Origin of the sequence: Streptomyces sp. NBC_00464, from assembly GCF_036013915.1 — a bacterium.
Taxonomy (GTDB): Bacteria; Actinomycetota; Actinomycetes; order Streptomycetales; family Streptomycetaceae; genus Streptomyces.
Genome location: NZ_CP107899.1, coordinates 2,263,293 through 2,283,995 on the forward strand (window position 1 = coordinate 2,263,293; position 20,703 = coordinate 2,283,995).

Annotated in this window: 20 protein-coding genes; 7 read left to right on the forward strand and 13 right to left on the reverse strand. The window is 70.8% G+C overall.

Annotated elements, in window-relative coordinates:
• Window positions 1–61: 61 nt before the first annotated feature.
• From OG912_RS09755 to OG912_RS09765, 3 genes are all read left to right on the forward strand, one after another.
• A complete protein-coding gene (locus tag OG912_RS09755) occupies window positions 62–640 on the forward strand; it encodes a sugar O-acetyltransferase (RefSeq protein ID WP_285572281.1) in 579 nt (192 codons plus the stop codon).
• A gap of 24 nt (window positions 641–664) precedes the next feature.
• Complete coding sequence (locus OG912_RS09760; RefSeq protein ID WP_327709004.1) at window positions 665–1,222, forward strand: TetR/AcrR family transcriptional regulator; 558 nt, start codon at window positions 665–667, stop codon at window positions 1,220–1,222.
• Between the two features lie 103 nt (window positions 1,223–1,325).
• Complete coding sequence (locus OG912_RS09765; RefSeq protein ID WP_327709005.1) at window positions 1,326–2,171, forward strand: class I SAM-dependent methyltransferase; 846 nt, start codon at window positions 1,326–1,328, stop codon at window positions 2,169–2,171.
• Here OG912_RS09765 and OG912_RS09770 read toward each other — a convergent pair.
• Window positions 2,137–2,811, reverse strand: a complete 675-nt coding sequence (locus tag OG912_RS09770; protein WP_327709006.1) for a class I SAM-dependent DNA methyltransferase — start codon at window positions 2,809–2,811, stop codon at window positions 2,137–2,139. The two genes, OG912_RS09765 and OG912_RS09770, sit on opposite strands and share 35 nt — an antisense overlap.
• Before the next feature lie 341 nt (window positions 2,812–3,152).
• On the opposite strand from OG912_RS09770, the gene OG912_RS09775 reads away from it, so the two are divergent.
• Window positions 3,153–4,964: a coagulation factor 5/8 type domain-containing protein gene (locus tag OG912_RS09775; RefSeq protein WP_327709007.1), complete on the forward strand. Its 1,812-nt coding sequence runs from the start codon at window positions 3,153–3,155 to the stop codon at window positions 4,962–4,964.
• Between the two features lie 226 nt (window positions 4,965–5,190).
• On the opposite strand, the gene OG912_RS09780 is transcribed toward OG912_RS09775, so the two are convergent.
• Window positions 5,191–5,763 carry a TetR/AcrR family transcriptional regulator gene (locus tag OG912_RS09780; protein ID WP_327709008.1) on the reverse strand — a complete coding sequence of 191 codons (573 nt, stop codon included), beginning with the start codon at window positions 5,761–5,763 and terminating at the stop codon, window positions 5,191–5,193.
• Between the two features lie 130 nt (window positions 5,764–5,893).
• Between OG912_RS09780 and OG912_RS09785 the strand changes: the two genes are divergently transcribed.
• Window positions 5,894–6,823, forward strand: coding sequence for an SDR family oxidoreductase (locus OG912_RS09785; RefSeq protein ID WP_327709009.1), 930 nt, complete (start codon window positions 5,894–5,896; stop codon window positions 6,821–6,823).
• 67 nt (window positions 6,824–6,890) lie between these two features.
• On the opposite strand, the gene OG912_RS09790 is transcribed toward OG912_RS09785, so the two are convergent.
• The 3 genes from OG912_RS09790 to OG912_RS09800 form a co-directional block, all read right to left on the reverse strand.
• Window positions 6,891–8,267: an alpha-amylase gene (locus tag OG912_RS09790; RefSeq protein ID WP_327709010.1), complete on the reverse strand. Its 1,377-nt coding sequence runs from the start codon at window positions 8,265–8,267 to the stop codon at window positions 6,891–6,893.
• A 182-nt stretch (window positions 8,268–8,449) separates the two neighbouring features.
• The gene (locus OG912_RS09795; protein ID WP_327709011.1) at window positions 8,450–9,307 is read right to left on the reverse strand and encodes an ABC transporter permease subunit; all 858 of its coding nucleotides are present in this window, start codon (window positions 9,305–9,307) and stop codon (window positions 8,450–8,452) included.
• On the reverse strand, window positions 9,304–10,212 hold the full coding sequence (locus tag OG912_RS09800; protein ID WP_327709012.1) for an ABC transporter ATP-binding protein: 909 nt from the start codon (window positions 10,210–10,212) through the stop codon (window positions 9,304–9,306). The genes OG912_RS09795 and OG912_RS09800 overlap by 4 nt, the downstream gene beginning before the upstream one ends.
• A gap of 133 nt (window positions 10,213–10,345) precedes the next feature.
• Between OG912_RS09800 and OG912_RS09805 the strand changes: the two genes are divergently transcribed.
• Together OG912_RS09805 and OG912_RS09810 are read left to right on the forward strand one after the other, a co-directional pair.
• Window positions 10,346–11,575, forward strand: coding sequence for a sensor histidine kinase (locus OG912_RS09805; protein WP_327709013.1), 1,230 nt, complete (start codon window positions 10,346–10,348; stop codon window positions 11,573–11,575).
• Window positions 11,572–12,255, forward strand: coding sequence for a response regulator transcription factor (locus tag OG912_RS09810; RefSeq protein WP_327709014.1), 684 nt, complete (start codon window positions 11,572–11,574; stop codon window positions 12,253–12,255). Before OG912_RS09805 ends, OG912_RS09810 begins: the two co-directional genes overlap by 4 nt.
• A gap of 237 nt (window positions 12,256–12,492) precedes the next feature.
• Here OG912_RS09810 and OG912_RS09815 read toward each other — a convergent pair whose 3' ends face one another.
• The 8 genes from OG912_RS09815 to OG912_RS09850 all read right to left on the reverse strand — a co-directional run bounded on the left by OG912_RS09815 (window position 12,493) and on the right by OG912_RS09850 (window position 20,527).
• On the reverse strand, window positions 12,493–13,104 hold the full coding sequence (locus OG912_RS09815) for a response regulator transcription factor (protein ID WP_326738536.1): 612 nt from the start codon (window positions 13,102–13,104) through the stop codon (window positions 12,493–12,495).
• A complete protein-coding gene (locus OG912_RS09820; RefSeq protein WP_327709015.1) occupies window positions 13,101–14,291 on the reverse strand; it encodes a sensor histidine kinase in 1,191 nt (396 codons plus the stop codon). Before OG912_RS09820 ends, OG912_RS09815 begins: the two co-directional genes overlap by 4 nt.
• A complete protein-coding gene (locus OG912_RS09825; protein WP_327709016.1) occupies window positions 14,288–15,028 on the reverse strand; it encodes an ABC transporter permease in 741 nt (246 codons plus the stop codon). Before OG912_RS09825 ends, OG912_RS09820 begins: the two co-directional genes overlap by 4 nt.
• Window positions 15,025–15,960: an ABC transporter ATP-binding protein gene (locus OG912_RS09830; RefSeq protein WP_327709017.1), complete on the reverse strand. Its 936-nt coding sequence runs from the start codon at window positions 15,958–15,960 to the stop codon at window positions 15,025–15,027. Before OG912_RS09830 ends, OG912_RS09825 begins: the two co-directional genes overlap by 4 nt.
• 326 nt (window positions 15,961–16,286) lie before the next feature.
• The gene (locus OG912_RS09835) at window positions 16,287–18,455 is read right to left on the reverse strand and encodes a hypothetical protein (protein WP_443060963.1); all 2,169 of its coding nucleotides are present in this window, start codon (window positions 18,453–18,455) and stop codon (window positions 16,287–16,289) included.
• Window positions 18,456–18,794: 339 nt separating this feature from the next.
• On the reverse strand, window positions 18,795–19,271 hold the full coding sequence (locus tag OG912_RS09840) for a DUF6113 family protein (RefSeq protein ID WP_327709019.1): 477 nt from the start codon (window positions 19,269–19,271) through the stop codon (window positions 18,795–18,797).
• Window positions 19,268–20,248, reverse strand: coding sequence for an N-acetyl-1-D-myo-inositol-2-amino-2-deoxy-alpha-D-glucopyranoside deacetylase (gene mshB, locus OG912_RS09845; RefSeq protein WP_327709020.1), 981 nt, complete (start codon window positions 20,246–20,248; stop codon window positions 19,268–19,270). The genes OG912_RS09840 and mshB overlap by 4 nt, the downstream gene beginning before the upstream one ends.
• Window positions 20,249–20,332: 84 nt before the next feature.
• Complete coding sequence (locus tag OG912_RS09850; protein ID WP_326738529.1) at window positions 20,333–20,527, reverse strand: hypothetical protein; 195 nt, start codon at window positions 20,525–20,527, stop codon at window positions 20,333–20,335.
• Window positions 20,528–20,703 lie beyond the last annotated feature (176 nt).

Below are 20,703 nucleotides of genomic sequence, written 5' to 3' on the forward strand. Positions count from 1 at the left end.
GTCCAGGAGGGGTTCAGCAGGAGCGTACGATCGTACGCCCTTGGAGTGTACGATCGTACCCATGACGGACCACTTCGCGGGAGACCCGCGTACGAACCATGAGCGGATGCTCGCCGGGGACCTCTACATCGCCGACGACCCCGCCATCGTGGAGGCCCAGCGGCGGGCGGTACGGCTGGCCGCCCGGTATCTGGCGGCCTACACCGAGGACCCCGACGCCGCACAGCCCGTCGTCGCCGAGCTGCTCGGCGGACTGGGCGCCGGTGCGCACATCCGGCCGCCGCTGTACGTGGACTACGGCTCGTACCTCACGGTCGGCGAGGACACGTTCATCAACTACAACCTCACCGCGCTGGACGTCGCCCCGATCACCATCGGCCGCGACTGCCAGATCGGGCCGAACGTCCAGCTCCTCACCCCCACCCACCCGGTGGAGCCGGAGCCGCGCCGGGACAAGCTGGAGGCGGCGAGGCCGATCACGATCGGCGACAATGTCTGGCTGGGCGGCGGCGCGATCGTGCTGGCCGGGGTGACCATCGGGGACAACAGCGTCATCGGCGCGGGAGCCGTCGTGACCAAGGACGTCCCCGCCAACGTGGTCGCGGTCGGCAACCCGGCCCGGGTGATCCGCTCGATCTAGAACCTCTCGGCAGAAGGAAACACCGTGGCGACCGGACAGAACGACCCCGAGCGGCGGGAGCGCATCATCACCGCCGCACTCGACCTGATCGCCGAGGAGGGGGTCGCCGGGACCTCGCACCGCAAGGTCGCCGCGCGTGCCGGCGTGCCGCTCGGCTCGATGACGTACCACTTCGGCGGCATGGACGAGCTGCTGCGGGAGGCGTTCACACGCTTCTCCAGCAGCATCGTCGCCGTCTTCGAGGAGCGTCTCGGCGCCGCCACGACTCCCGACGAGGCCCGGGAGGCGGTCGCCGATCTGGTCCACCACCTGTCCGGCGGCAACCAGCGCGAGCTCGTCCTCACCCACGAGCTGTACACCCTCGCCGCCCGGAAGCCCGCCTACCGCGAGCTGACCCGGGAGTGGATGCGCCGCAGCCGCGTCGCCCTGGAGTGGCACTTCGACCCGGCGACGGCACGTCAGCTCGACGCGCTGATCGAGGGCCTGTCCATCCACCGCGCCCTGGAAACCGAGCCCCATGACCGGGCCCTGACCGTCGAGGCGATCGCCCGCATCACGCGAGCCCACGACGCACGTTCCTGACGCGCGCCCCCAAGACTCCTGACCGGCACCCCACCTGACCAAGGTGCCGGTCAGGCCACTCCTGCGGTTCGCTGGATCGCGCGGCGGACCGAACGGAGTGGGCATGCCTGAGGACTGGCAGTGGGACAGCAGCCTGTTCCGGGGCAGTGCGGCCCACTACGCACGCGGACGGCTGCCGTACGCACCGGGCTGTGCGGACGCACTCACCGGCGCGCTCGGTCTGACCGGAAGCGGCCGCCTCCTCGACGTCGGCTGCGGGCCGGGCACCGTGACGCTCGACATGGCGCGGTACGTCGCCGAGGCGGTGGGGCTGGACCCGGACCAGGACATGCCGGCCGAGGCGGACCGGCGGGCCCGTCTGCGCGCGGTGCACAACGTGCGCTGGGTCCACGCCCGGGCCGAGGACCTGCCGGCGGGTCTCGGCACGTTCCATGCCGTGGTCTTCGCCCAGTCGTTCCACTGGACGGATCGCGATCGGGTCGCGGCCACGGTGCGGGACATGCTGGAGCCGGGCGGGGCATTCGTCCATGTGAACGACCTGAAGGATCCGCCTCCCGCCCCGGGTCCGCTCCCCCTGCCCGCACCCCCGTACGAGCGCATCGGGGACGTGGTGCGCCGACGCCTGGGACCGGTCCGCCGGGCGGGGCAGGGCTCTCTGGACCATGGCACGCGGAACCAGGAGGAACGAGTGCTGGAACAGGCCGGGTTCGGGGACTGCGAGCGACATGTCGTGCCCGCCGGTGAGGTCGTCGTGCGCGGCGCCGACGACCTCGTGGCCTGGGTGTTCTCCCGCTCCGACTCGGCCCCTCACCTGTTCGGCGAGGAGCTGGCGGACTTCGAGCAGGAGGTACGCGCCGTGCTGCGCGACGCCTCACCCGGCCTCCGCTTCGCGGAACGGCTGCCGGCGACCGAGATCAGGATCTGGCGGAAGCCTCGCGGGGTGCACTGACGGCGTCGGACCGCCGGCCGGCCAGACAGGCCCATGGCCAGCTACTGCCCTCGCCCGACATCCGTGCGGTGACGGTGAAACCGGCCTGTTCCAGCAGCTTGCCGACCCGGTCGGGTGAGAGCAGGTGGATGTCGTAGAACACCCCGCCGTCGCGCTCGGGCCCCGTGTACGGCTGGTCCTCACCGGCGTGGAACCCGAGCAGCAGCCGCCCGCCGGGCGCCAGCACCCGTTGGAACTCGGCGAACAGGGCGGGCAGCAGTGGCGGGGGCGTGTGCATGATCGACCACCATGCGACGGCACCCCCGAGTTCCCCGTCCGGCAGCTCCAGGCTGCTCATCGAGCCCACGTCGAAACGTAGTTCCGGGTGGCTGCGCCGGGCGATGTCCACCATGCGCGGCGAGAGGTCCACGCCCCGGACGGCGAGACCGAGCTCAGCCAGGTGCGCGCTCACATGCCCCGGCCCGCACCCGAGATCGGCGACGGGCAGGCCGCCGTCGTCCCGCACCTCTTCGGCGAACCCGCTGAGCATCGCGCGCCCCCACACGTCCTGCGCGAAGGCGTCACTGACGCGCTCGACATATCCCTCGGCCACGGTGTCGTAATAGGCCCTTGTCGCTGTCAACTTGGCGGTGTCCGTCATGCCGTCCGACCCTAGACCGTGCGGCTCCGGACCGTCCGACCCTGGGCCGTGCGGCTTCGGACCATCCGGATCCGGGCCATCCGTCTCTGGAGCGCCCGCCGGGTTCGGCAACATCATCTCCTGAACTCAACCGCACCCCGAACTGAGCGCGAACCGGGTCAATTGCCGTTCTGCTGGCGTTAATTGTTGCGCTCAGACGGATCGATTGAGGCTCCTGTTGCACACCTCTTGACGTTTCCCGGGTGACGGCGGAACCATCAACACCCGTCGGAGAGCGCTCTCAGAGGCTTTCCGAGGAGCTCGTCGTGTCACCCGTACCACGACCCAGGAGACGTACGCCCATGCATGTTCCCCCCACGGAAACCCCCACAACTCCCCCCACGGGAAACCTCACCGCACCCCGGCGCAGGCGCCGGACCCGTTCGTTCGGGTTCGCCGCGTTCGCCGTTTCGCTACTCATGGCCGTCCCCACGGCGCAGACCGCCTTCGGCGAGGACGCGCAGGCCATCGAGGGCGGCGGCGATCTCGGACCCAATGTGATGGTGTTCGACCCGTCGACGCCGGACATCCAGGCCAAGGTCGACGAGGTGTTCAAGAAGCAGGAGTCGGCGCAGTTCGGCGACGGCCGCTACGCGCTGATGTTCAAGCCGGGCACGTACAACAACATCAACGCGCAAATCGGCTTCTACACCTCGATCGCCGGCCTCGGGCTGAACCCGGACGACACCACGTTCAACGGTGATGTGACCGTCGACGCGGGCTGGTTCAACGGCAACGCCACACAGAACTTCTGGCGCTCGGCCGAGAACCTCGCGCTCAACCCGGTCAGCGGAACCGACCGCTGGGCCGTCTCACAGGCTGCGCCCTTCCGCCGCATGCACGTCAAGGGCGGGCTCAACCTCGCACCCGACGGCTACGGCTGGGCAAGTGGCGGGTACATCGCCGACAGCAAGATCGACGGCCAGGTCGGACCGTACTCGCAGCAGCAGTGGTACACCCGGGACAGCTCCATCGGCAGCTGGGGCAACGGTGTCTGGAACATGACGTTCTCCGGCGTCGAGGGCGCCCCCGCCCAGAGTTTCCCCGAGCCCCCCTACACCACTCTGGAGAACACCCCGGTCTCCCGCGAGAAGCCGTTCCTCTACCTGGACGGCAACGACTACAAGGTGTTCGTGCCCGAGAAGCGCACCAACGCGCGCGGCGTCTCGTGGGCCAACGGGACACCGAAGGGTGAGTCGATCCCGCTCGACCAGTTCTATGTGGTGAAGCCCGGCGCAACCGCCGAGACGATCAACGCGGCGGTGCAGCAGGGCCTGCACCTGCTGTTCACGCCCGGCGTCTACCACGTCGACCAGACGATCAACATCGACCGCGCCAACACGGTCGCGCTCGGTCTGGGTCTCGCGACGATCATCCCGGACAACGGGGTCACCGCCATCAAGGTCGGTGACGTGGACGGCGTCAAGCTCGCCGGACTCCTCGTCGACGCCGGTCCCACCAACTCGGACACACTGATCGAGGTCGGCCCCGAGGGTGCGTCCGCGAGCCACGCGGACAACCCGACGTCGCTCCAGGACGTGTTCGTCCGGGTCGGCGGCGCGGGGGCCGGCAAGGCCACCACCGCCATGGTCATCAACAGCAACGACACGATCGTCGACCACACCTGGCTGTGGCGCGCCGACCACGGCGAAGGCGTCGGCTGGGAGACCAACCGCTCCGACTACGGCCTCCAGGTCAACGGCGACAACGTGCTGGCGACCGGCCTGTTCGTCGAGCACTTCAACAAGTACGACGTCCGCTGGTCCGGCGAGAACGGCAAGACGATCTTCTTCCAGAACGAGAAGTCGTACGACGCCCCCGACCAGGCGGCCATCCAGAACGGTGACACCAAGGGGTTCGCGGCCTACAAGGTCGACGACTCCGTCACCACCCACGAAGGCTGGGGACTGGGCAGCTACTGCTACTACAACGTCGACCCGACGATCATTCAGGGCCACGGCTTCGAGGCACCGGTGAAGCCCGGCGTCAAGTTCCACGACCTGCTCGTCGTCTCCCTCGGCGGCCAGGGCCAGTACGAACACGTCATCAACGACACGGGCTCGCCCACCTCGGGGACGTCCACCGTTCCGTCGCAGGTGGTGTCCTTCCCGTAGGAAATCCAACGGTGCTCCCGTAGGAAATCCAACGGTGCTCCCGTAGGGAAACCACCAGTGCGCCCGTAGGGAAACCAACGGCGCCGGGAGCGGTCGCGTCCTTCCCATAAGGGACAGGGACGGCGCGCCGGGAGCGGTCGCCGCGCGGCGGCCCGGCCCCGCCTCCCGCTTCCCCGCCTCCCGCAACACAGTGCGCCCCGTCATTCCGTGACGGGGCGCACTGCTGTCAGGCCCGGCCGCCCGCCGCCACAGACTTGAGCTCGTCGAGCGCTTCCTGGATGAAACGGCCCATGCCCTGCTCGCCGGTGCCGCCGATCCAGCGCCCGAACGCGACCTTGAAGACGGCAACCCCCGCCTCGCCCGTCAGGCTCGCGGCCGGCTCCGTGACGCCGCGCGCCCGCAGCCCCTCGGCGAGGGCCGCCGCGAGTGAGTCGAGCTTGACCAGCTCCCGCTCCTGAAGCTCCGGGTTGGCCGAAATGATCTTCTGGCGCTGCCGGGACTGCTCGCGCCGCTCGTCGAACACGGCCGAGGCGGCGTGGAGCGCCGCGGCCACCGCATCGATCGGCGAGGCGGCCGCGGGCGCCTCGGCGAGGGTGTCCACGAGGAGCCCCTGAAGCAGGACGGAGCCCCCGAACAGGACCTCGCGCTTGTCGGCGTAGTGCCGGAAGAACGTGCGCTCCGTGAGCCCTGCCCGTCCGGCGATCTCGGTCACGGTCGTCTTCTCGTAGCCGCGCTCGCCGTAGAGCTCCATTGCGGCCTGCTCCAGCCGGCCGCGCGCGTTCGGCTCCCATCGACTCATGCCGCCGATTCTATGTGATGACAGTGACCGACATCAGGAGTAGGGTGATGTCAGTCGCTGACATTGACCGTGCGTCGTGACCGCTCCCGGCGGCACGATCCGGACGGTCGACCAACCCGGGAGGTCTCCCATGCGTGTTTTCATGACCGGCGCGTCCGGCTGGATCGGTTCCGCCGTCGTCCCCGAGCTCATCGACGCGGGCCACCAGGTCGTCGGACTCGCCCGCTCGGACGCCTCGGCCGAGGCACTCACCGCCGTGGGTGCCGAGGTGCGGCGCGGCGACCTGGACGACCTCGGCACCCTGCATGACGCGGCTGCCGGTGCGGACGGCGTGATCCACCTCGCGTTCAAGCACGACATCGCTTTCTCCGGGGGCTTCCAGGGCGCAGCCGAATCGGACCGCCGCGCCGTCGAGACCTTCGGCGAGGCGCTCGCGGGTTCCGGCAAGCCGTTCGTCATCGCTTCCGGGACGCTCGGACTCGCCCCGGGCCGTGTCGCCACCGAGCGGGACGGTCTGAGCCCCGACTGGCCGGTGCCGTTCGAGGCCGCGCGGGCCCGGCTGGCCACCGCCCTGCTGACCGTGGGCCTCGCCCCGCGCAACGTCCGCTCGTCCGTCGTGCGCTTCCCGCCGACGGTGCACGGAGAAGGGGATCACGGCTTCATGGCGGCCCTGGTCGGCATCGCCCGCGACAAGGGCGTCTCCGGCTACATCGGCGACGGTGCCAACCGCTGGCCGGCCGTGCACCGCGCCGACGCCGCACACCTCGTCCGCCTCGCGCTGGAGGACGCCCCTGCGGGGTCGACTCTGCACGCGGTCGGCGAGGAGGGCGTCCCGCTCCGCGAGGTCGCCGACACCATCGGGCGCCGGCTCGGCCTCCCCGTCGCCTCCGTCGCCCCGGAGGACGCGGACGCGCACTTCGGCTGGCTGGGCGGCCTCGTGGGCGTGGACGGGCCGGCCTCCAGCGCCCTGACCCGCGCCTCGTTCGGGTGGCAGCCGACGCACCCGGGGCTGATCGAGGACCTCGCCAAGGGGCACTACTTCGACGCCCCGTCCGCGTGACGGCGCACCACCGGCCGGGCGCCTCCGACGGAGGCGCTCACGGCCGGTGGTGCGCCGGGCACGGTGATCAGCCGTGCAGGGCCAGCGCACCCTTCGCCGGTACGGTCGCCGTCACCGTGCCGTCGTCGCCCACCTGCACCGTGTTGCCGTCGCAGGCGTCCGGGGAGGCCTGCGCCACGTTGCAGTACGCCCCTGAGGGAAGCGACGTGGTGAACGTCTGCTGGAGTTCGCCGTCACCGTTGTTGATGGCCACGAAGCCCTTGTCGCCGCGGCCGAACGCTATCGCCGACGAGCCGTTGTCCCACCAGTCCGTCAGCTCCGCGCCCGCCGTGGCGTTGTGGAAACCGACCATGCCGGTGATCGCCGTCTGCGCGTGCGTACAGGTCCAACCGTCAGCGCCGCACGCGGCCGCTCCGCCGTTCGGCGGGCCGGCGTCCTTGTCCGACCACTCGTAGCCGGAGTAGACGTTCGGGGAGCCGTAGGGCGAGGCGAGCATGAAGACGTTGGCCAGGGTGTAGGCCGCACCGTCCTTGTACGTCAGCGTGGAACCGTTGCGCTCGGTGTCCCAGTTGTCGACGAACGTGCGGGCGCTCGCGCTCGCCAGCTTGCCGTCGGCGATGCTCTTCAGGCCGGTGAGCGAGCCGCTCTGGAAGGCGCTCTTGAGGTGGCCGCCGTACCGGAACTCATCGACGTCGCCCACGCCGGTGTACTCGTCGGGCTGGACCGCCTCGCCGCCGCCGTAGATGACCTCGGTGACCCAGAAGCCCGGGTCGGCCATCTTGCCCTTGATCGCAGCGATGTCGTCGGCGGCCATGTGCTTGGCGGCGTCGACACGGAAGCCGTCCACACCCATCGTGCGCAGGTCGGAGAGGTAGGCGGCGATCGTCGTACGGACGGCGTCGCTACCGGTGTCGAGGTCGGCCAGGCCCACCAGTTCGCAGGTCTGGACGTCGTTGCGGTCACCGTAGTTGCTGATGTTCTTGCGGCAGCCGTGGAAGTCCTGGTCCTGGAAGTACCCGGGGTAGTCGTACTTCGTGTAGGCCGTGCCGCCGGTCCCCGTGCCGGAGCCGGACGACATGTGATTGATGACGGCGTCGGCCACGACCTTCACCCCGGCCGAGTGACAGCTGTCCACCATCGAGGCGAAGGCGTCGCGGTCACCGAGGCGCCCGGCGATCTTGTAGCTGACGGGCTGGTACGAGGTCCACCACTGGTCGCCCTGAATGTGTTCGGAGGCGGGCGAGACCTCCACGTAGCCGTAGCCGGCCGGACCCAGCGAGTCCGTGCAGGCCTGGGCCACCGCGTCGTACTTCCACTCGAACAGCGTGGCGGTGACGGTCTTCTCGCCCGGTGGGGTCGCCTGGGAGGTCCAGGGGGCGAGGACGGTGATACCGGCTGCTGCGAGCAGGCCGGCCAGTGTCGCGCGAGCGGCGCGGGAACTCAATTGCGGCTCCTTCGTTCGCGGGCACGGAAGTGGGGTCCGTGCCCGGTGTGGGTGGCCACGCGCCTGGCCACCGTGGGGTGCTCGGAGCCTGCCGTCGCGGCAGTGAACACGTCAAGAGGTGTCGCAAGAATTTCCAGCATGTTTCTGAAAAATATTGCGGGGTAGGCGAGTTGGGGAGCCGGTCACTGGTCTCGGCGGTGCACCGCGACCGTCGCGAACGCGCCCGCCAGCAAGGCCCAGGCGACATAGACCGTCCAGGCTCCGGAGACCGTCCACGGGTAGAGGACGGACGCATGAAGATCCGAGGCAGACAGTCGCTCCCACGCGCTGAAGGGCAGCGTGTGCTGGAGCACCGCCGTGAGATGGCGGCGGTCACTCAGAACCATCGGCAGCAGGAGCAGCACCACCACGCACCCGATGACGGCGCCTCCGGTGTGGCGTATCACTGCGCCGATCGCCAGGCCCGCGAGCGCGGCCACCGGCGCGAGCAGCGCGGAAGCCACGACAAGGCGCAGGGCGCCGGGGTGGCCGAGGGACACCGAGGCATCCCGTCCGGAGAGGATCGCCTGCGTCGAGGCGAACGACGCCAGGGCGACGAGAGCGCCGAAGACGGTGGTGACGGCGGTGAGCACGAGGGCCTTGGCGGCCATCACCGAGCGGCGGGCCGGGACGGCGGTGAACGTGGTGCGGATCAGGCCGGTGCCGTACTCGCCGGTGATCGATACGGCACCGATGGCGGCGACGGCCAGCACCAGCACCATCGCGGCGTTCCCGGTGAAGGCGTCCATGAGGGGCGAGCCGTTGGCGATGAAGGACTCGCGGCCGCGGTCGTCGTACTCGTACCAGTACTTGTAGTGGTCGTAGGCCGTGCCGGCGTTGAAAGCGATGACGGCCAGCGCAGTGATCGCGTACATCCAGGAGGTGGAGCGCAGCGACCACGTCTTGAGCCATTCGGCGGCGAGCAGGTCGCGGAAGCGGGCGCGGGGGTCGTCGTCGGTCACGCGGGCAGCCGGCGTGGTCGTGGCCTGTGCCATGGTCATCGGGGGTCTCCTGCGAGGTATTCGACGCTGTCCGCGGTCAGTTCCATGAACGCCTCCTCCAACGAAGCGCCGAGCGTCGTGAGTTCACGGAGCAGCACGCGGTGGTGCAGGGCGAGCTCACCGATGCGGTCGGCGGTGAGCCCGGTGACCGTGAGCCGTTCGCCGTCCCGGACCACCTCGGCGCCCTCTGCGGTGAGCAGCGGGGTCAGCGCCGCAGGGTCGGGGGTGCCTACGGTCACGCTGAGGCGGGTGCTCCGGCCGGCGAACGCGGTCAGGCTCTCGGCCGCGATGAGTTCGCCGCGGCCGATGACGACGAGCCGGTCGGCGGTGTGCTCCATCTCCGTCATCAGATGGCTGGAGACGAACACGGTGCGCCCCTCGGCGGCGAGCCTGCGGAACAGGCCGCGCACCCACAGCACGCCTTCCGGATCGAGGCCGTTGAGGGGTTCGTCGAAGAGCAGCACCGGCGGGTCGCCGAGCAGCGCGGTGGCTATGCCGAGGCGCTGGCGCATCCCGAGGGAGAAGCCACCGATGCGCCGACGGGCCGCCGCCGCGAGGCCCACGTCCTGAAGCAGTTCGTCGACCCGGGAGCGCGGGATGCTGTTGCTGCGGGCCAGCATCGCGAGGTGGGCGCGGGCGGTGCGGCCGCCGTGCACGTCGCCCGCGTCCAGGAGGGCGCCGACGTGCCGCAGCCCGCGCGGATGTTCGCGGAACGGCCGGCCCTGGAGGGTGGCCGTCCCGGCGGTCGGCTCGACCAGGCCCAGCAGCATGCGCAGCGTGGTGGTCTTGCCGGCCCCGTTGGGTCCGAGGAAGCCGGTGACCTCGCCCGGCCGTACGGTGAAGGTGAGGTCCTTGACGGCGGTGGCGCCGCCGTATCGCTTGGTCAGTCCGTTGACTTCGATCACGCCGTCAACTGTCCTGCCCGTACACCCCGTTCGTCGTCGGACCACCGGTGACACCTGTCCGGCCGGGTGTCGACCCCAGTTGTACAACCGTGGTCCGATGCCGGTCCGGGCGGGCGGTGGCTACGATCGGCGCATGTCCCACTCCCCCGCTCTGTCTCGTCTCAAGCGCGTGCCGCCTGGTTGGTGGGTAGGCATGGGCTGGTACGCGGGCATGCTGCTCACCTTCCTCGTGCGGGTGCGGCTGCCCGGCGAGTACGAGCCGTCCGTCCGGCCCGGGGTGCTGTTCTACCGGTGGGACGGTCTGCTGATGCAGCTGCTCGCCACGGCCCTGGCGGCGGCCGGCTGCGTACTGCTGCAAAGGCGTCCGCTGAAGGCCCTGGCACTGGTGCTGGGCGCCGCCACGCTCGCCACGTTCTCGCTGAGCGTGGGAGAGATACCGCTCGCCCAGTTCCTGGCCGCCGATGTGGCGCTGTACTTCATAGCCGCCACCCGGTCACGCCGGACCGCTCTCGTCGCCCTTCTGATGGCGCTCGGCACCCTCACCTGCTTCCTGGCCGTCCGGCTGCTCGCCGGGTGGGACGTCGGCACGTCGGCGGAGCTGGTCGTCGCGCTGACCGCGGTCGTCGCCTGGCTGGTCGGCGGCTCGGCGTACGAGACCCGCCGGCACGGCGAGAGTCTCGCCGCGCGAGCCGCCGAACAGGCCCTGGTCGAGGAGCGTCTTCGGATTGCCCGCGAGATGCACGACACGGTCGCGCACAGCCTCGGCATCATCGCCCTTCAGGCGGGTGCTGCGGCCCGGGTCGTGCACACCCAGCCGGACGCCGCGCGCGAGGCGATGAGTGCGGTGGAGACCGCGGGCCGGGAGACGCTGTCGGGGCTGCGCCGGATGCTGGTCGCGCTGCGTCAGGCGGATCCGGCCCACGAGTTCGAGGAGCGGGAGGCGACGGCGCCGCGTCCGGCGGAGGGCCTTGCGGACGTGGAGCGGCTGGCGCGGGCCACGACCGCCGCCGGGGTCCGGGTCGACGTGGACCTGCGGGGCGAGCCCCGGTCGCTGCCGCCGGACATCGACCTGTCGGCCTTCCGCATCATCCAGGAGTCGGTGACCAATGTGGTCCGTCATGCCGCGACCGGTTCCTGCCGGGTGTCGATCGTGTACGGCGCCGAGGCGCTCGCCATCGAGGTCGCCGACCGCGGCCGGGGCGCGGGCCTCGCCTCCCGGCCGGGGTTCGGTCTGGTCGGCATGCGGGAGCGGGTCGCCCTGCTGCACGGCGAGTTCACCGCCGCCCCGCACCCGGAGGGTGGCTTCCGGGTGACGGCCCGACTGCCGGTGCCTGTCGCCATGTCGATGGGGGGCGATGCATGACCGACGAGACCCTCCGGAGCCCGGAGCCGATCCGCGTCGTGCTCGCCGACGACCAGCCGCTGGTGCGCACGGCGCTGCGCATGGTCATGGCCGAGAGCACCGACCTCGACGTCGTCGGAGAGGCAGGCACGGGGGAGGAGGCGGTACGGCTGACCGCCGAACTGGCCCCCGATGTCGTCGTGATGGACATCCGGATGCCGGGCCTCAACGGCATCGAGGCCACCGAGCGGATCGCCGCGAGCCCTGTCACCGCCCATGTGGTGGTCCTGACGACGTTCGACGACGACGAGTACGTGTACGGCGCCCTGCGCGTCGGCGCGGCCGGCTTCCTGGTCAAGGACATGGCGCTGGACGAGATTCTGGCGGCGGTCCGGGTGGTGGCGGCCGGGGACGCGTTGATCGCGCCGGGCGTCACCCGGCGGCTGATCAAGGACTTCGTGGGCCGCCCCGCCTCGTCGCCCCCGCAGCGCCCGCTCACCGCGATCACCGACCGGGAACGAGAGGTGCTCGTTCTGGTCGGCAGCGGGCTGTCCAACGCGGAGATCGCGGAGCGGCTGTTCATCAGTGTCGCCACGGCCAAGACGTATCTGACCCGGCTGCTCGCCAAGCTCGATGCCCGGGATCGGGTGCAGCTCGTCATCATCGCGTACGAGGCGGGTCTGGTGTCTGCCTCCCGGTGAGCGGCAGGGCCGGGGTTGACCGTCCGGTGAAAGGCAGGGGGCGGAGCGGCCCCCCGGTGAAAGACAGGGGCGGGAGCCGACCCGGCGAAAGGCCAGGCCGAGGTCGACCACCCGCCGAAAGGCAAGGGCGGAGCCGACCATCCGGCGAAAGGCCTGGCCGGGGTTGACCACCCGGTGAGCAGGCCGGGCCCGGGGTCGACCACCCGGTGGGCAGGGTGCTAGAGAGTGAGCAAGGTGCTACAGCCAGCCCTTCTCCCGCGCCATCCTGACCGCCTCGGCCCGGTTGCGCGCCGCCATCTTCTGGATCGCCATGGAGAGGTAGTTGCGGACCGTGCCCTGGGACAGGTGCAGTGCTGCGGCGATCTCCGCATTGGTCGAACCGTCCGCGGCGGTGCGCAGTACATCGCGCTCCCGTTCGGTCAGCGGGCTGGCACCGTCGGCGAGGGCGGCGGCTGCGAGAGTGGGGTCGATAACGCGTTCCCCGGCAAGCACCTTGCGTACGGCTTCGGCGAGTTGGGACGCCGGTGCGTCTTTCACCAGAAAGGCGTCGGCGCCCGACTCCATCGCGCGGCGCAGGTATCCGGGGCGGCCGAAGGTGGTGACGACGACGACCTTGACGTCCGGGAGTTCGCGGGACAGTTCCGCCGTTGCCTCGATGCCCGTCATGCCTGGCATCTCGATGTCGAGGAGGGCCACGTCGATGCGGTGTTCCCTGGCCGCGGCCAGCACCTCGTCGCCGCGGGCGACCTGGGCGACCACCTCGATGTCGGGTTCCAGGCCGAGGAGCGCCGCAAGGGCCTCACGCACCATGGACTGGTCCTCGGCGAGGAGGAGTCTGATCATGCTCATTCCCGGGATCCTAGGCCGGATTCGAGCGGAACACTGAGGAGCGTGGTGAAGCCTTTGCCCGAGCGGGAGTTGGTGGACCGCGTGACGAGCGTCCCGCCGACCGAGGCGAGCCGCTCGGCCATGCCGGTGAGGCCGTTGCCCCGCTTCGTGCCGACGGCGCCCCGGCCGTCGTCGGCGACGGTGAGTTCGAGGACGCGCCCGTCGAGGGTCTGGTGCGGGGCGAGGGTGACCGTGCAGCGGCCCGCACCGCTGTGGCGTACGACGTTGGTGACGGCTTCGCGCAGCGCCCAGGCGAGCACCTCCTCCGCCTTCTCCGGGAGGTCGTCGGGGAGGTCCTCGGGGGCGTGGGCCGGGATCTCGGCGGTGATTCCGGCGGCGGCGAGGGCGGTCCTGGCCCCGGCCAGTTCGCCGGGGAGGGTCGGCCTGCGGTAGCCGGTGACGGCGCTGCGTACGTCCACGAGGGCCTGGCGGCTGACCTGTTCGATGTCGGCGACCTGCGCGGCCGCCTGTTCCGGATTCCCGGGGAGCATCCGCCCGGCCAGTTCGCTCTTGAGGGTGATCAGGGAGAGGGAGTGGCCGAGCAGATCGTGCAGGTCGCGGGCGAGCCGCAGCCGTTCCTCGTTGGCGGCGAGCTGGGCGACGGTGGCGCGGGCCTCGCGGAGCTGGATCGTGGTGCGGATCATCTGCCGGATGCCCGACATCGCGAAGCCGCCGAGCAGCGCGGGGAAGACCAGGGCCGTGATGATCTCGCGGGGGTGCTCCTGCGTCAGGCCGATGCCCACCAGGACCGCGGTGACGGCGGGAATCAGCCAGCGGGCGGTCCGCAGCGGCAGGGTGGCGCCGACGGAGACGGCCACATACACGAACAGGACCAGCCAGGGGGCGCCCAGCGTCAGGGACAGCAGGACGGCGAGGGCCCCGAGGAAGGCGAGGGTGGCGCGGACCCGGAAGGGGTCGAGCGCCTTCGAGGTGTGGCGGAAGACCAGGACCAGGTAGACGCCGACGAAGACCAGCAGCCCCAGGGTGCCGAGTGCCGTCACCCACGGGGTGTGGTTGCCGTCGATGAGGTCCTTGACCGGCGCGCTCATGAAGGCGAGCCAGATGCCGATCCACAGGAGCTTGGTTCCGGTCTGCCTCGCGTTCGTGGGCGGGCGCCCGAGGCCCACGGACATCTCGTCCTCGTTCACGCCTTCAACGTGTCCTTCCGGTAGAGCCAGGCGGCGCCGCCCGCGAAGAGCAGGAAGTAGGCGCAGAGGATGGCGACGTCCTTGGCATGCGGTGCGCCGCCCATCTCGACGGCCTGGCCGAGAGCAGCGTACGCGTGGGTGGGCAGCCATTCGGAGATGCTCTGGATCCACTGCGGGAAGGTAGCGCTCGGCATCCACAGGCCGCCGAGGATCGAGAGCCCGAAGTAGATGATCATGGTGATCGGCCGGACCGCGTCACCGCTGGCGAGGTAGCCGATGGCGACCCCGAGCGCGGCGAAGACCAGCGAGCCGGCCCAGATGACACCGGTGAGGGCGAACCACTGCCACAGGTCGACACGCACGTGCTTGACGGAGGCGGCGACGAGGAAGACGACGACGATGCAGGGCAGGGTGACCACGGCGGCGCTGGCGATCTTCGCCAGGATGTAGCCCCGGCTCGGCAGTGCGGTCAGTCTCAGCTGACGGACCCAGCCCTTCTCGCGCTCCTTCGCGATGCGCTCGCTGTTGCCCATCAGGACGGCGGTCAGCGCGCCGAAGGAGGCCATGGAGACCATGAAGAACGCCTGCAGGGTGAGGTCGGTGCCCGGCACCTTGTCGGTGGTGTTCTGGGTTCCGGAGATCAGCAGGTAGATCACCGACGGATAGATGATCGAGAAGAACATGAACTTCTTGTTCCGCAGGGTGCGGGTCACTTCGAGCTTGATGAGGGTGTTCATCGGGTCTTGGCCTCCTCGGCCTCGGTGATGGCGACGAAGGCCTGCTCCAGTCCGAGTCCCGCGACTTCGAGCTCGCGCGGGTAGAGGCCGAGGCCGTAGACGGCGTGCACGGTCGCGTCGGCGTTGTGCGACTGGATCCGGACGCGGCGGCCGGTGATGTCGAGCGTGGAGAGGAACGGCAGGGCGCGCAGGGCTTCCTCGTCGATCGCGCCCTCCAGCTCGAAGGAGATCCTGCGGGCCCCGGCCTTCGCCTTGATCTCGGCGGCGGTGCCGTCGGCGAGGATCCGGCCCTTGTGCAGTACGAGGACGCGGTCGGCGATGGCGTCGGCCTCTTCGAGGTAGTGCGTGGCGAACAGGACGGTACGGCCTTGGTCGGCCTGCTCGCGCATCGTCGCCCAGAAGGCCTGGCGGGCGGTGACGTCCATCCCGGTGGTCGGTTCGTCGAGCACGATGAGGTCGTTGGCCCCGGCGGTGGCGAGCGCGAACCGTACGCGCTGTTCCTGGCCGCCGGAGAGCTTGTTGACCATGCGGTCGGCGATCGGTGCGATGCCGGCCCGGCCCAGTACCTCGTTGACCGGGTACGGCCTGGGGTGCAGATCGCAGACGAGCCCCACCAGTTCACCGACGGTGACGTCCTCCATCAGGCCGCCGGACTGCAGCATCGCGCCGACGCGTCCGGCGGCGATGGCCGCCTGCGGGGCCGTACCGAAGAGGCGGACCCTCCCGGAGTCGGCGGTGCGCAGGCCGAGAAGGAGGTCGAGGGTGGAGGACTTGCCGGCGCCGTTGGGGCCGAGGAGCGCCACGGTCTCACCGGGGTGCAGGTCGAGGGTGAGCCCGTCGACGGCGCGTACGTCTCCGTAGGCCTTGCTGACCTGGTCGAAGCTGACCACGGCGGTCTTCGCCGCGGTGACTTCGGAGGCTGTCGTTGTCATGCGTCCAGCCTGACTCAGCAGGGGGTACGCCCGGCAGGGTCACGGGTCGTGGATACGGGATGACAGATGTCATGCCGTACGTGTGACGGCGACGCGAGGCGGATACGGCACCGCCCTCCGGCCGGGGGTCGGGTCGGATACGGCACCGCCCCTGGCCAGAGATCCGCTCGGATACGGCACCGCCCCCGGCCGGAGATCCGGCCGAGGGCGGTGGCGTGCGTGCCGTGCGTGGCGTACGTGCCGTGCGTGGCGTACGTGCCGTGCGTGGCGTGCGTGCCGTGCGTGGCGTGCGTGCCGTGCGTGGCGTGCGTGCGGTGCGGGCCGGGTCAGCCGTTGCCGCCGAGGTCGATCGTGACGGTCCGCTCGGCCGTGGTCTTGCCGAGCAGCGCGCCCTTCATGGCGAAGGCCACTTCGTCGGGGCCGACCTGGTGCTTCGTGCCGTCGCCCTTGGTGACCATGATCCCGTCGAAGACGCCTCCGCAGAGCTCTTCGATGGCCTTCTTGTCGTAGTGGTCGACCAGCTTCCCGTCGATGGGCACCATCGAGAGGATCTTCGGCAGCGACTTGGCCGGGCCGAACGGGATCTCCTTCGATCCCGCCTTGATGACGATCAGGCCGGACATCGCGGGCTCCGCGAACTCCTTCATCGCCCGGTCCAGTTCGGCCTGGCTGATGGTGGGTTCGGTGGCGGTGACCGGCAGCTGGACGGTCTTCGCGCTGCCCGTCTCGACCTGGGCGCGGTAGGCGTCGCGTACCGAGCCCATCGACTGGTTGACGTCGAGCGCCTTGCCCGCCTTGCCCGGGACGGCGACGGCCTTGCCCGGAATGAACTTGATCGTCCCGTCGCTGGCCGAGCCCGAGGCACCGGCCAGGTCCTTCAGCGCGACGCCGAGCTTCTCCTCGTCGACCGGGATCACCGGGTCGACGGTGCGCTCGCCGCCGAAGAGGGAGCCGATGACGGAGACGGGGTTGTAGTCGCTGCCCGCCGCGGCACGCACGGTCGCCTGACTGTCCAGGGAGAGCCCTGCCTTGTCGGGGGCGAGCTTCGTCTCCTTGCCGTCCACGGTCAGCCGGAGCGCGGTCGTGGACCGCTCGCCGAACGCGGTGTCCAGCTTCTCGACGGCGTCGTCCCTGGTCCCGCCGCCGATGTCGACCCCGAGGACGGTGGTGCCCTTGGGTACGTCGGAGTGGTTCATCAGCAACCCGGCGCCGTAGGCGACCCCGAGCACGCAGACAGCGGCCACACAGAGCATGACCAGCTTGGAGCGGCCCTTCTTCGCCGGGGCGCTCGGCGCCGCGGCCGCAGGGGCGGTACGGGCGGCGGGCTCGGGTGCCCGCTCGGCGAAGCCGCCCGGCCCGGCCGGTCCGGTGCCCATCGGGCCGGCCGGCGTCCGCGGGGTGGAGTCGGGGCCCGGGAACGGCGACGGAGCCCCTGACGCGCGGTGCTCCGAGGGCACGACGGGGATGCCGCTGTTCAGCGTGTCACCCGAGACGTTGCCTCCCGAGCCGGCGGGGCCCGGCGGGAACTGCGGGGTGAGCACGGCGGTGTCGTCCGACATCCGCGGCGGTGCACCGCCGGGGGCGCCGGGTCCCTGAAGTCCGCCGGGTCCCTGAAGTCCGCCAGGTCCTGCCGGACCCGGGCCGAAGGGCGTCCGGTCGAGGTCCGGGGTGAGGGCCGAGGTGCCGGTCGCCGGTCCGGTGGTGGGGCCGGACGGTCCCGGCGTACGGATACCGAGGTTCGGCGTGGAACGGGGTCCGCCGGAACCGTCGCCGCCGAAACCGTCCGGGCCGAAGCCGTCGCCACCGAAGCCGTCCGGGCCGGTCGCACCCGGGTCACCGGCGCGCTGCGGTCCGTCGGAGAAGTAGGGAAGTTCGGCGCGGGGGCTGCCCGCGGGCGGGGTGGCCGGGCCGGAACCCGGACCGTCCGACCGGCCGCCGGGGCCACCGGCCGCGAAGCCGGCCCCGTCCGTGCCGTCACTCGACGGGCCGCCGCTCGACGGACCGCCGGCCGAAGCGCTCGCGTCCACCGGGGCACCGGCCGGGGCCTTGCGCGGCGCGAACCAGTCGCTGCCGCTCTTCTCCCTGGCCGGCTTCTCGGCAGCGGGCTCCGCCGCGACCGCGGGCTCCCTGGGCTCGGGCCCCGGCGCGGCCGGCGCCGCCTGCCCGCCGTTGGACGGGGAGGCACCCGGGCGCGGGGTGGAGCCGGTGCGCTCGCCACCGGCGCCGTCGACGTCGCTCATGGGCGTACGCATGACAACCGGCGGGATGGGACGCGAGCCCGGAATGTTGATCCGGATACGCGTCGTCAGCGTCGTCTCGGTCCTCGGCTCGTCGGGCTGTGGCGGATCCGCGACCTCGGGGGACTCCTCCGGAGCATCCTGCGAAGGGTGCAGCGACGGATACTGGCGGGATCCGTACGGCGGCGTACCCGAGGGGTACGCGGCTCCCCCGCGCCCCTGGGGACCGGAGGACGAACTGTCAGTTTCACGACTCAAAGCAGGTTCTCCCGATTGGCTCCGCCGCCCGTACTTCCCCCATCCCGCAGGCCGGGGGACGGCTAGGAAGGTGCTGAAGATCTTGGCCGGATCAGGAAGCGGCGCCTGGTGCGTGCAGCTACGAGGAGCCGGAGCGTCCTCGTGGCGAAGCTATTGGGGCGTTTGGGTAACGCCGCAGATATGCGTGCCAGGCCTCGCGAGCCCGGTCAAGATCTTCAGCACCCGACTAGGCGCGCGAACCACCATACTGGCCGCGGCCGACAGACACCCCGCGACCGGGGGAAACGACTGCGCACCCCCCGGAAGGACAGGGGGCATTACGGGATCGGACGTGGCACATTACTTGCCAGGTCGGCCGCTGTCGGCGCCCAGTTGGGGCAGCCGCGACATGGTGGCGCAGATCACAGCGATGGCCATGCCGCCCAGCATGAAGAGGGCGAGGCCGAGTTCGTTCCCGAAGACGTAGTCCCCTTCCGGTCTTCCGCCCAGCAGAAGAATGACCGAAATCAGCCATCCCGCAGCGGGTGCGAGGGCCCCCGGCTGAGTACCCATGAGGACGCGGCCGCCATAGAAGAGGCCTGCGCACGCGAGCAGTGCCAGCAGCAACCCGCCGGGGAACCAGGCGGATTGGACCAGGGTCCCGGCGATGCCGGCGAGCGCGCCGAGGACCGCCAGGCCCAGCAGCGGGACAATCCGCCGGGGGCTGAGGGGCGCGGCAAGGCCGGTGGCCGGAATGTCCCGCGCAGGTGCGTCTGTCCGTGGCGTACCGGTTCGTGGTGTACCGGTCCGTGCGGCCCGCGAACGGCTGCTGCTCATCGCCCCGCCTCCGGCCTGCCCGCGAAACGATCGCGTTCCGGCCCGCCCGCGAAACCATCGCGTTCCGGCCCGCCCGCGGAGAGATCGCGTTCCGGCACACCCGCGAAGAGGTCCTGTTCCCGTTCACCCCCGACGCCGCCCGGCGCACCCTTCACCAACTCGTAGTACTCGGTGGTGAGAACGGGCTGGCCCAGGTCGTTCGACAGTGCGAAGAAGGGGCCGTCGAGCGCGATCTGGGTGGCGTGCGCCCGCATCGCCGCCATCTTCGCCTCGCCGTGTCCGGCGTCGTCGATCTCGGTGGTGATCAGGGCGTCGTCCACCACACCCGGTACGTCGTCGATCGCGGCGATGCCCGGGAACGCCTCCGGGGCGGTCGCCCGCAGCCGGGCGAAGCCGTCCTCGGCGACCGAGCGCGGCACCCGGTTCCAGTAGGTCTTCGCGATGGTGTGCGCAGGGCCGGAGCCGGGGCGGTACGCGGGGTCGGCGGCCAGTTCGGCGGCGCGCGTCGCGACCCGGTGCGCCTGGATGTGGTCGGGGTGCCCGTAGCCCCCGTCGGGGTCGTACGTCACCAGGACCTGGGGTCGCACCTCACGGATCACCTCCACGAGGTACCCGGCGGCCTCGTCGAGGTCGGCGGACCAGAAGGCGCCGGGGCGCCGGTTCTGTTCGGTGCCCATCATTCCGGAGTCGCGGTACCGGCCCGCGCCCCCGAGGAGGCGGTGGTCGGTGACCCCCAGTTCCTTCATCGCCGCCGCCAGCTCGCCCCGGCGGTAGGGGCCGAGTGCATCGTCCCGGTCCGCGGCGAGATGCGCGAGCCCGGGCGGGATGATCTCGCCCTCCTCGCCGAGCGTGCAGGTCACCAGCGTGACCAGGGCGCCGTCGGCGGCGTACCTGGCCATCGTGGCGCCATTGTTGATCGTCTCGTCGTCGGGGTGCGCGTGCACCAGGAGCAGACGCCGGGCGGGAAGGTCCGTCATGGGGACCACCCTACGAGCCGACGGCCCCCGGGGCCGACGGCGGCCACGCTCCGGGCGCCGGAGAGTGGCGGGCGGCCGCAGGCGTCAGAACTTCATGCCCCCGATCATGCCGGCCACGTTCGTGGTCAGCTCGGAGATGGTGGGTGCGACGGACGAGCTGGCGAGGTAGAAGCCGAGCAGCATGCAGACGACCGCGTGTCCGCCCTTCAGTCCGGATTTCCGGATCAGCAGGAAGACGACGATCGCCAGCAGCACCACCGCCGAAATCGAGAGCACCACAGCGGTTCACCTCCATCTGTACGGTCGGGACAGGCAGCACGCATGGAGCCAGCAGGTTCATACCCACCGAGCGCTACGGATCATAACTATCCGTGGCATGGCATTGATCGGGGCACAGCAGCACGAGGGGCGCACGGACAGCGGGACCGGCCGATAGGTTCGGCATATGACTTCGT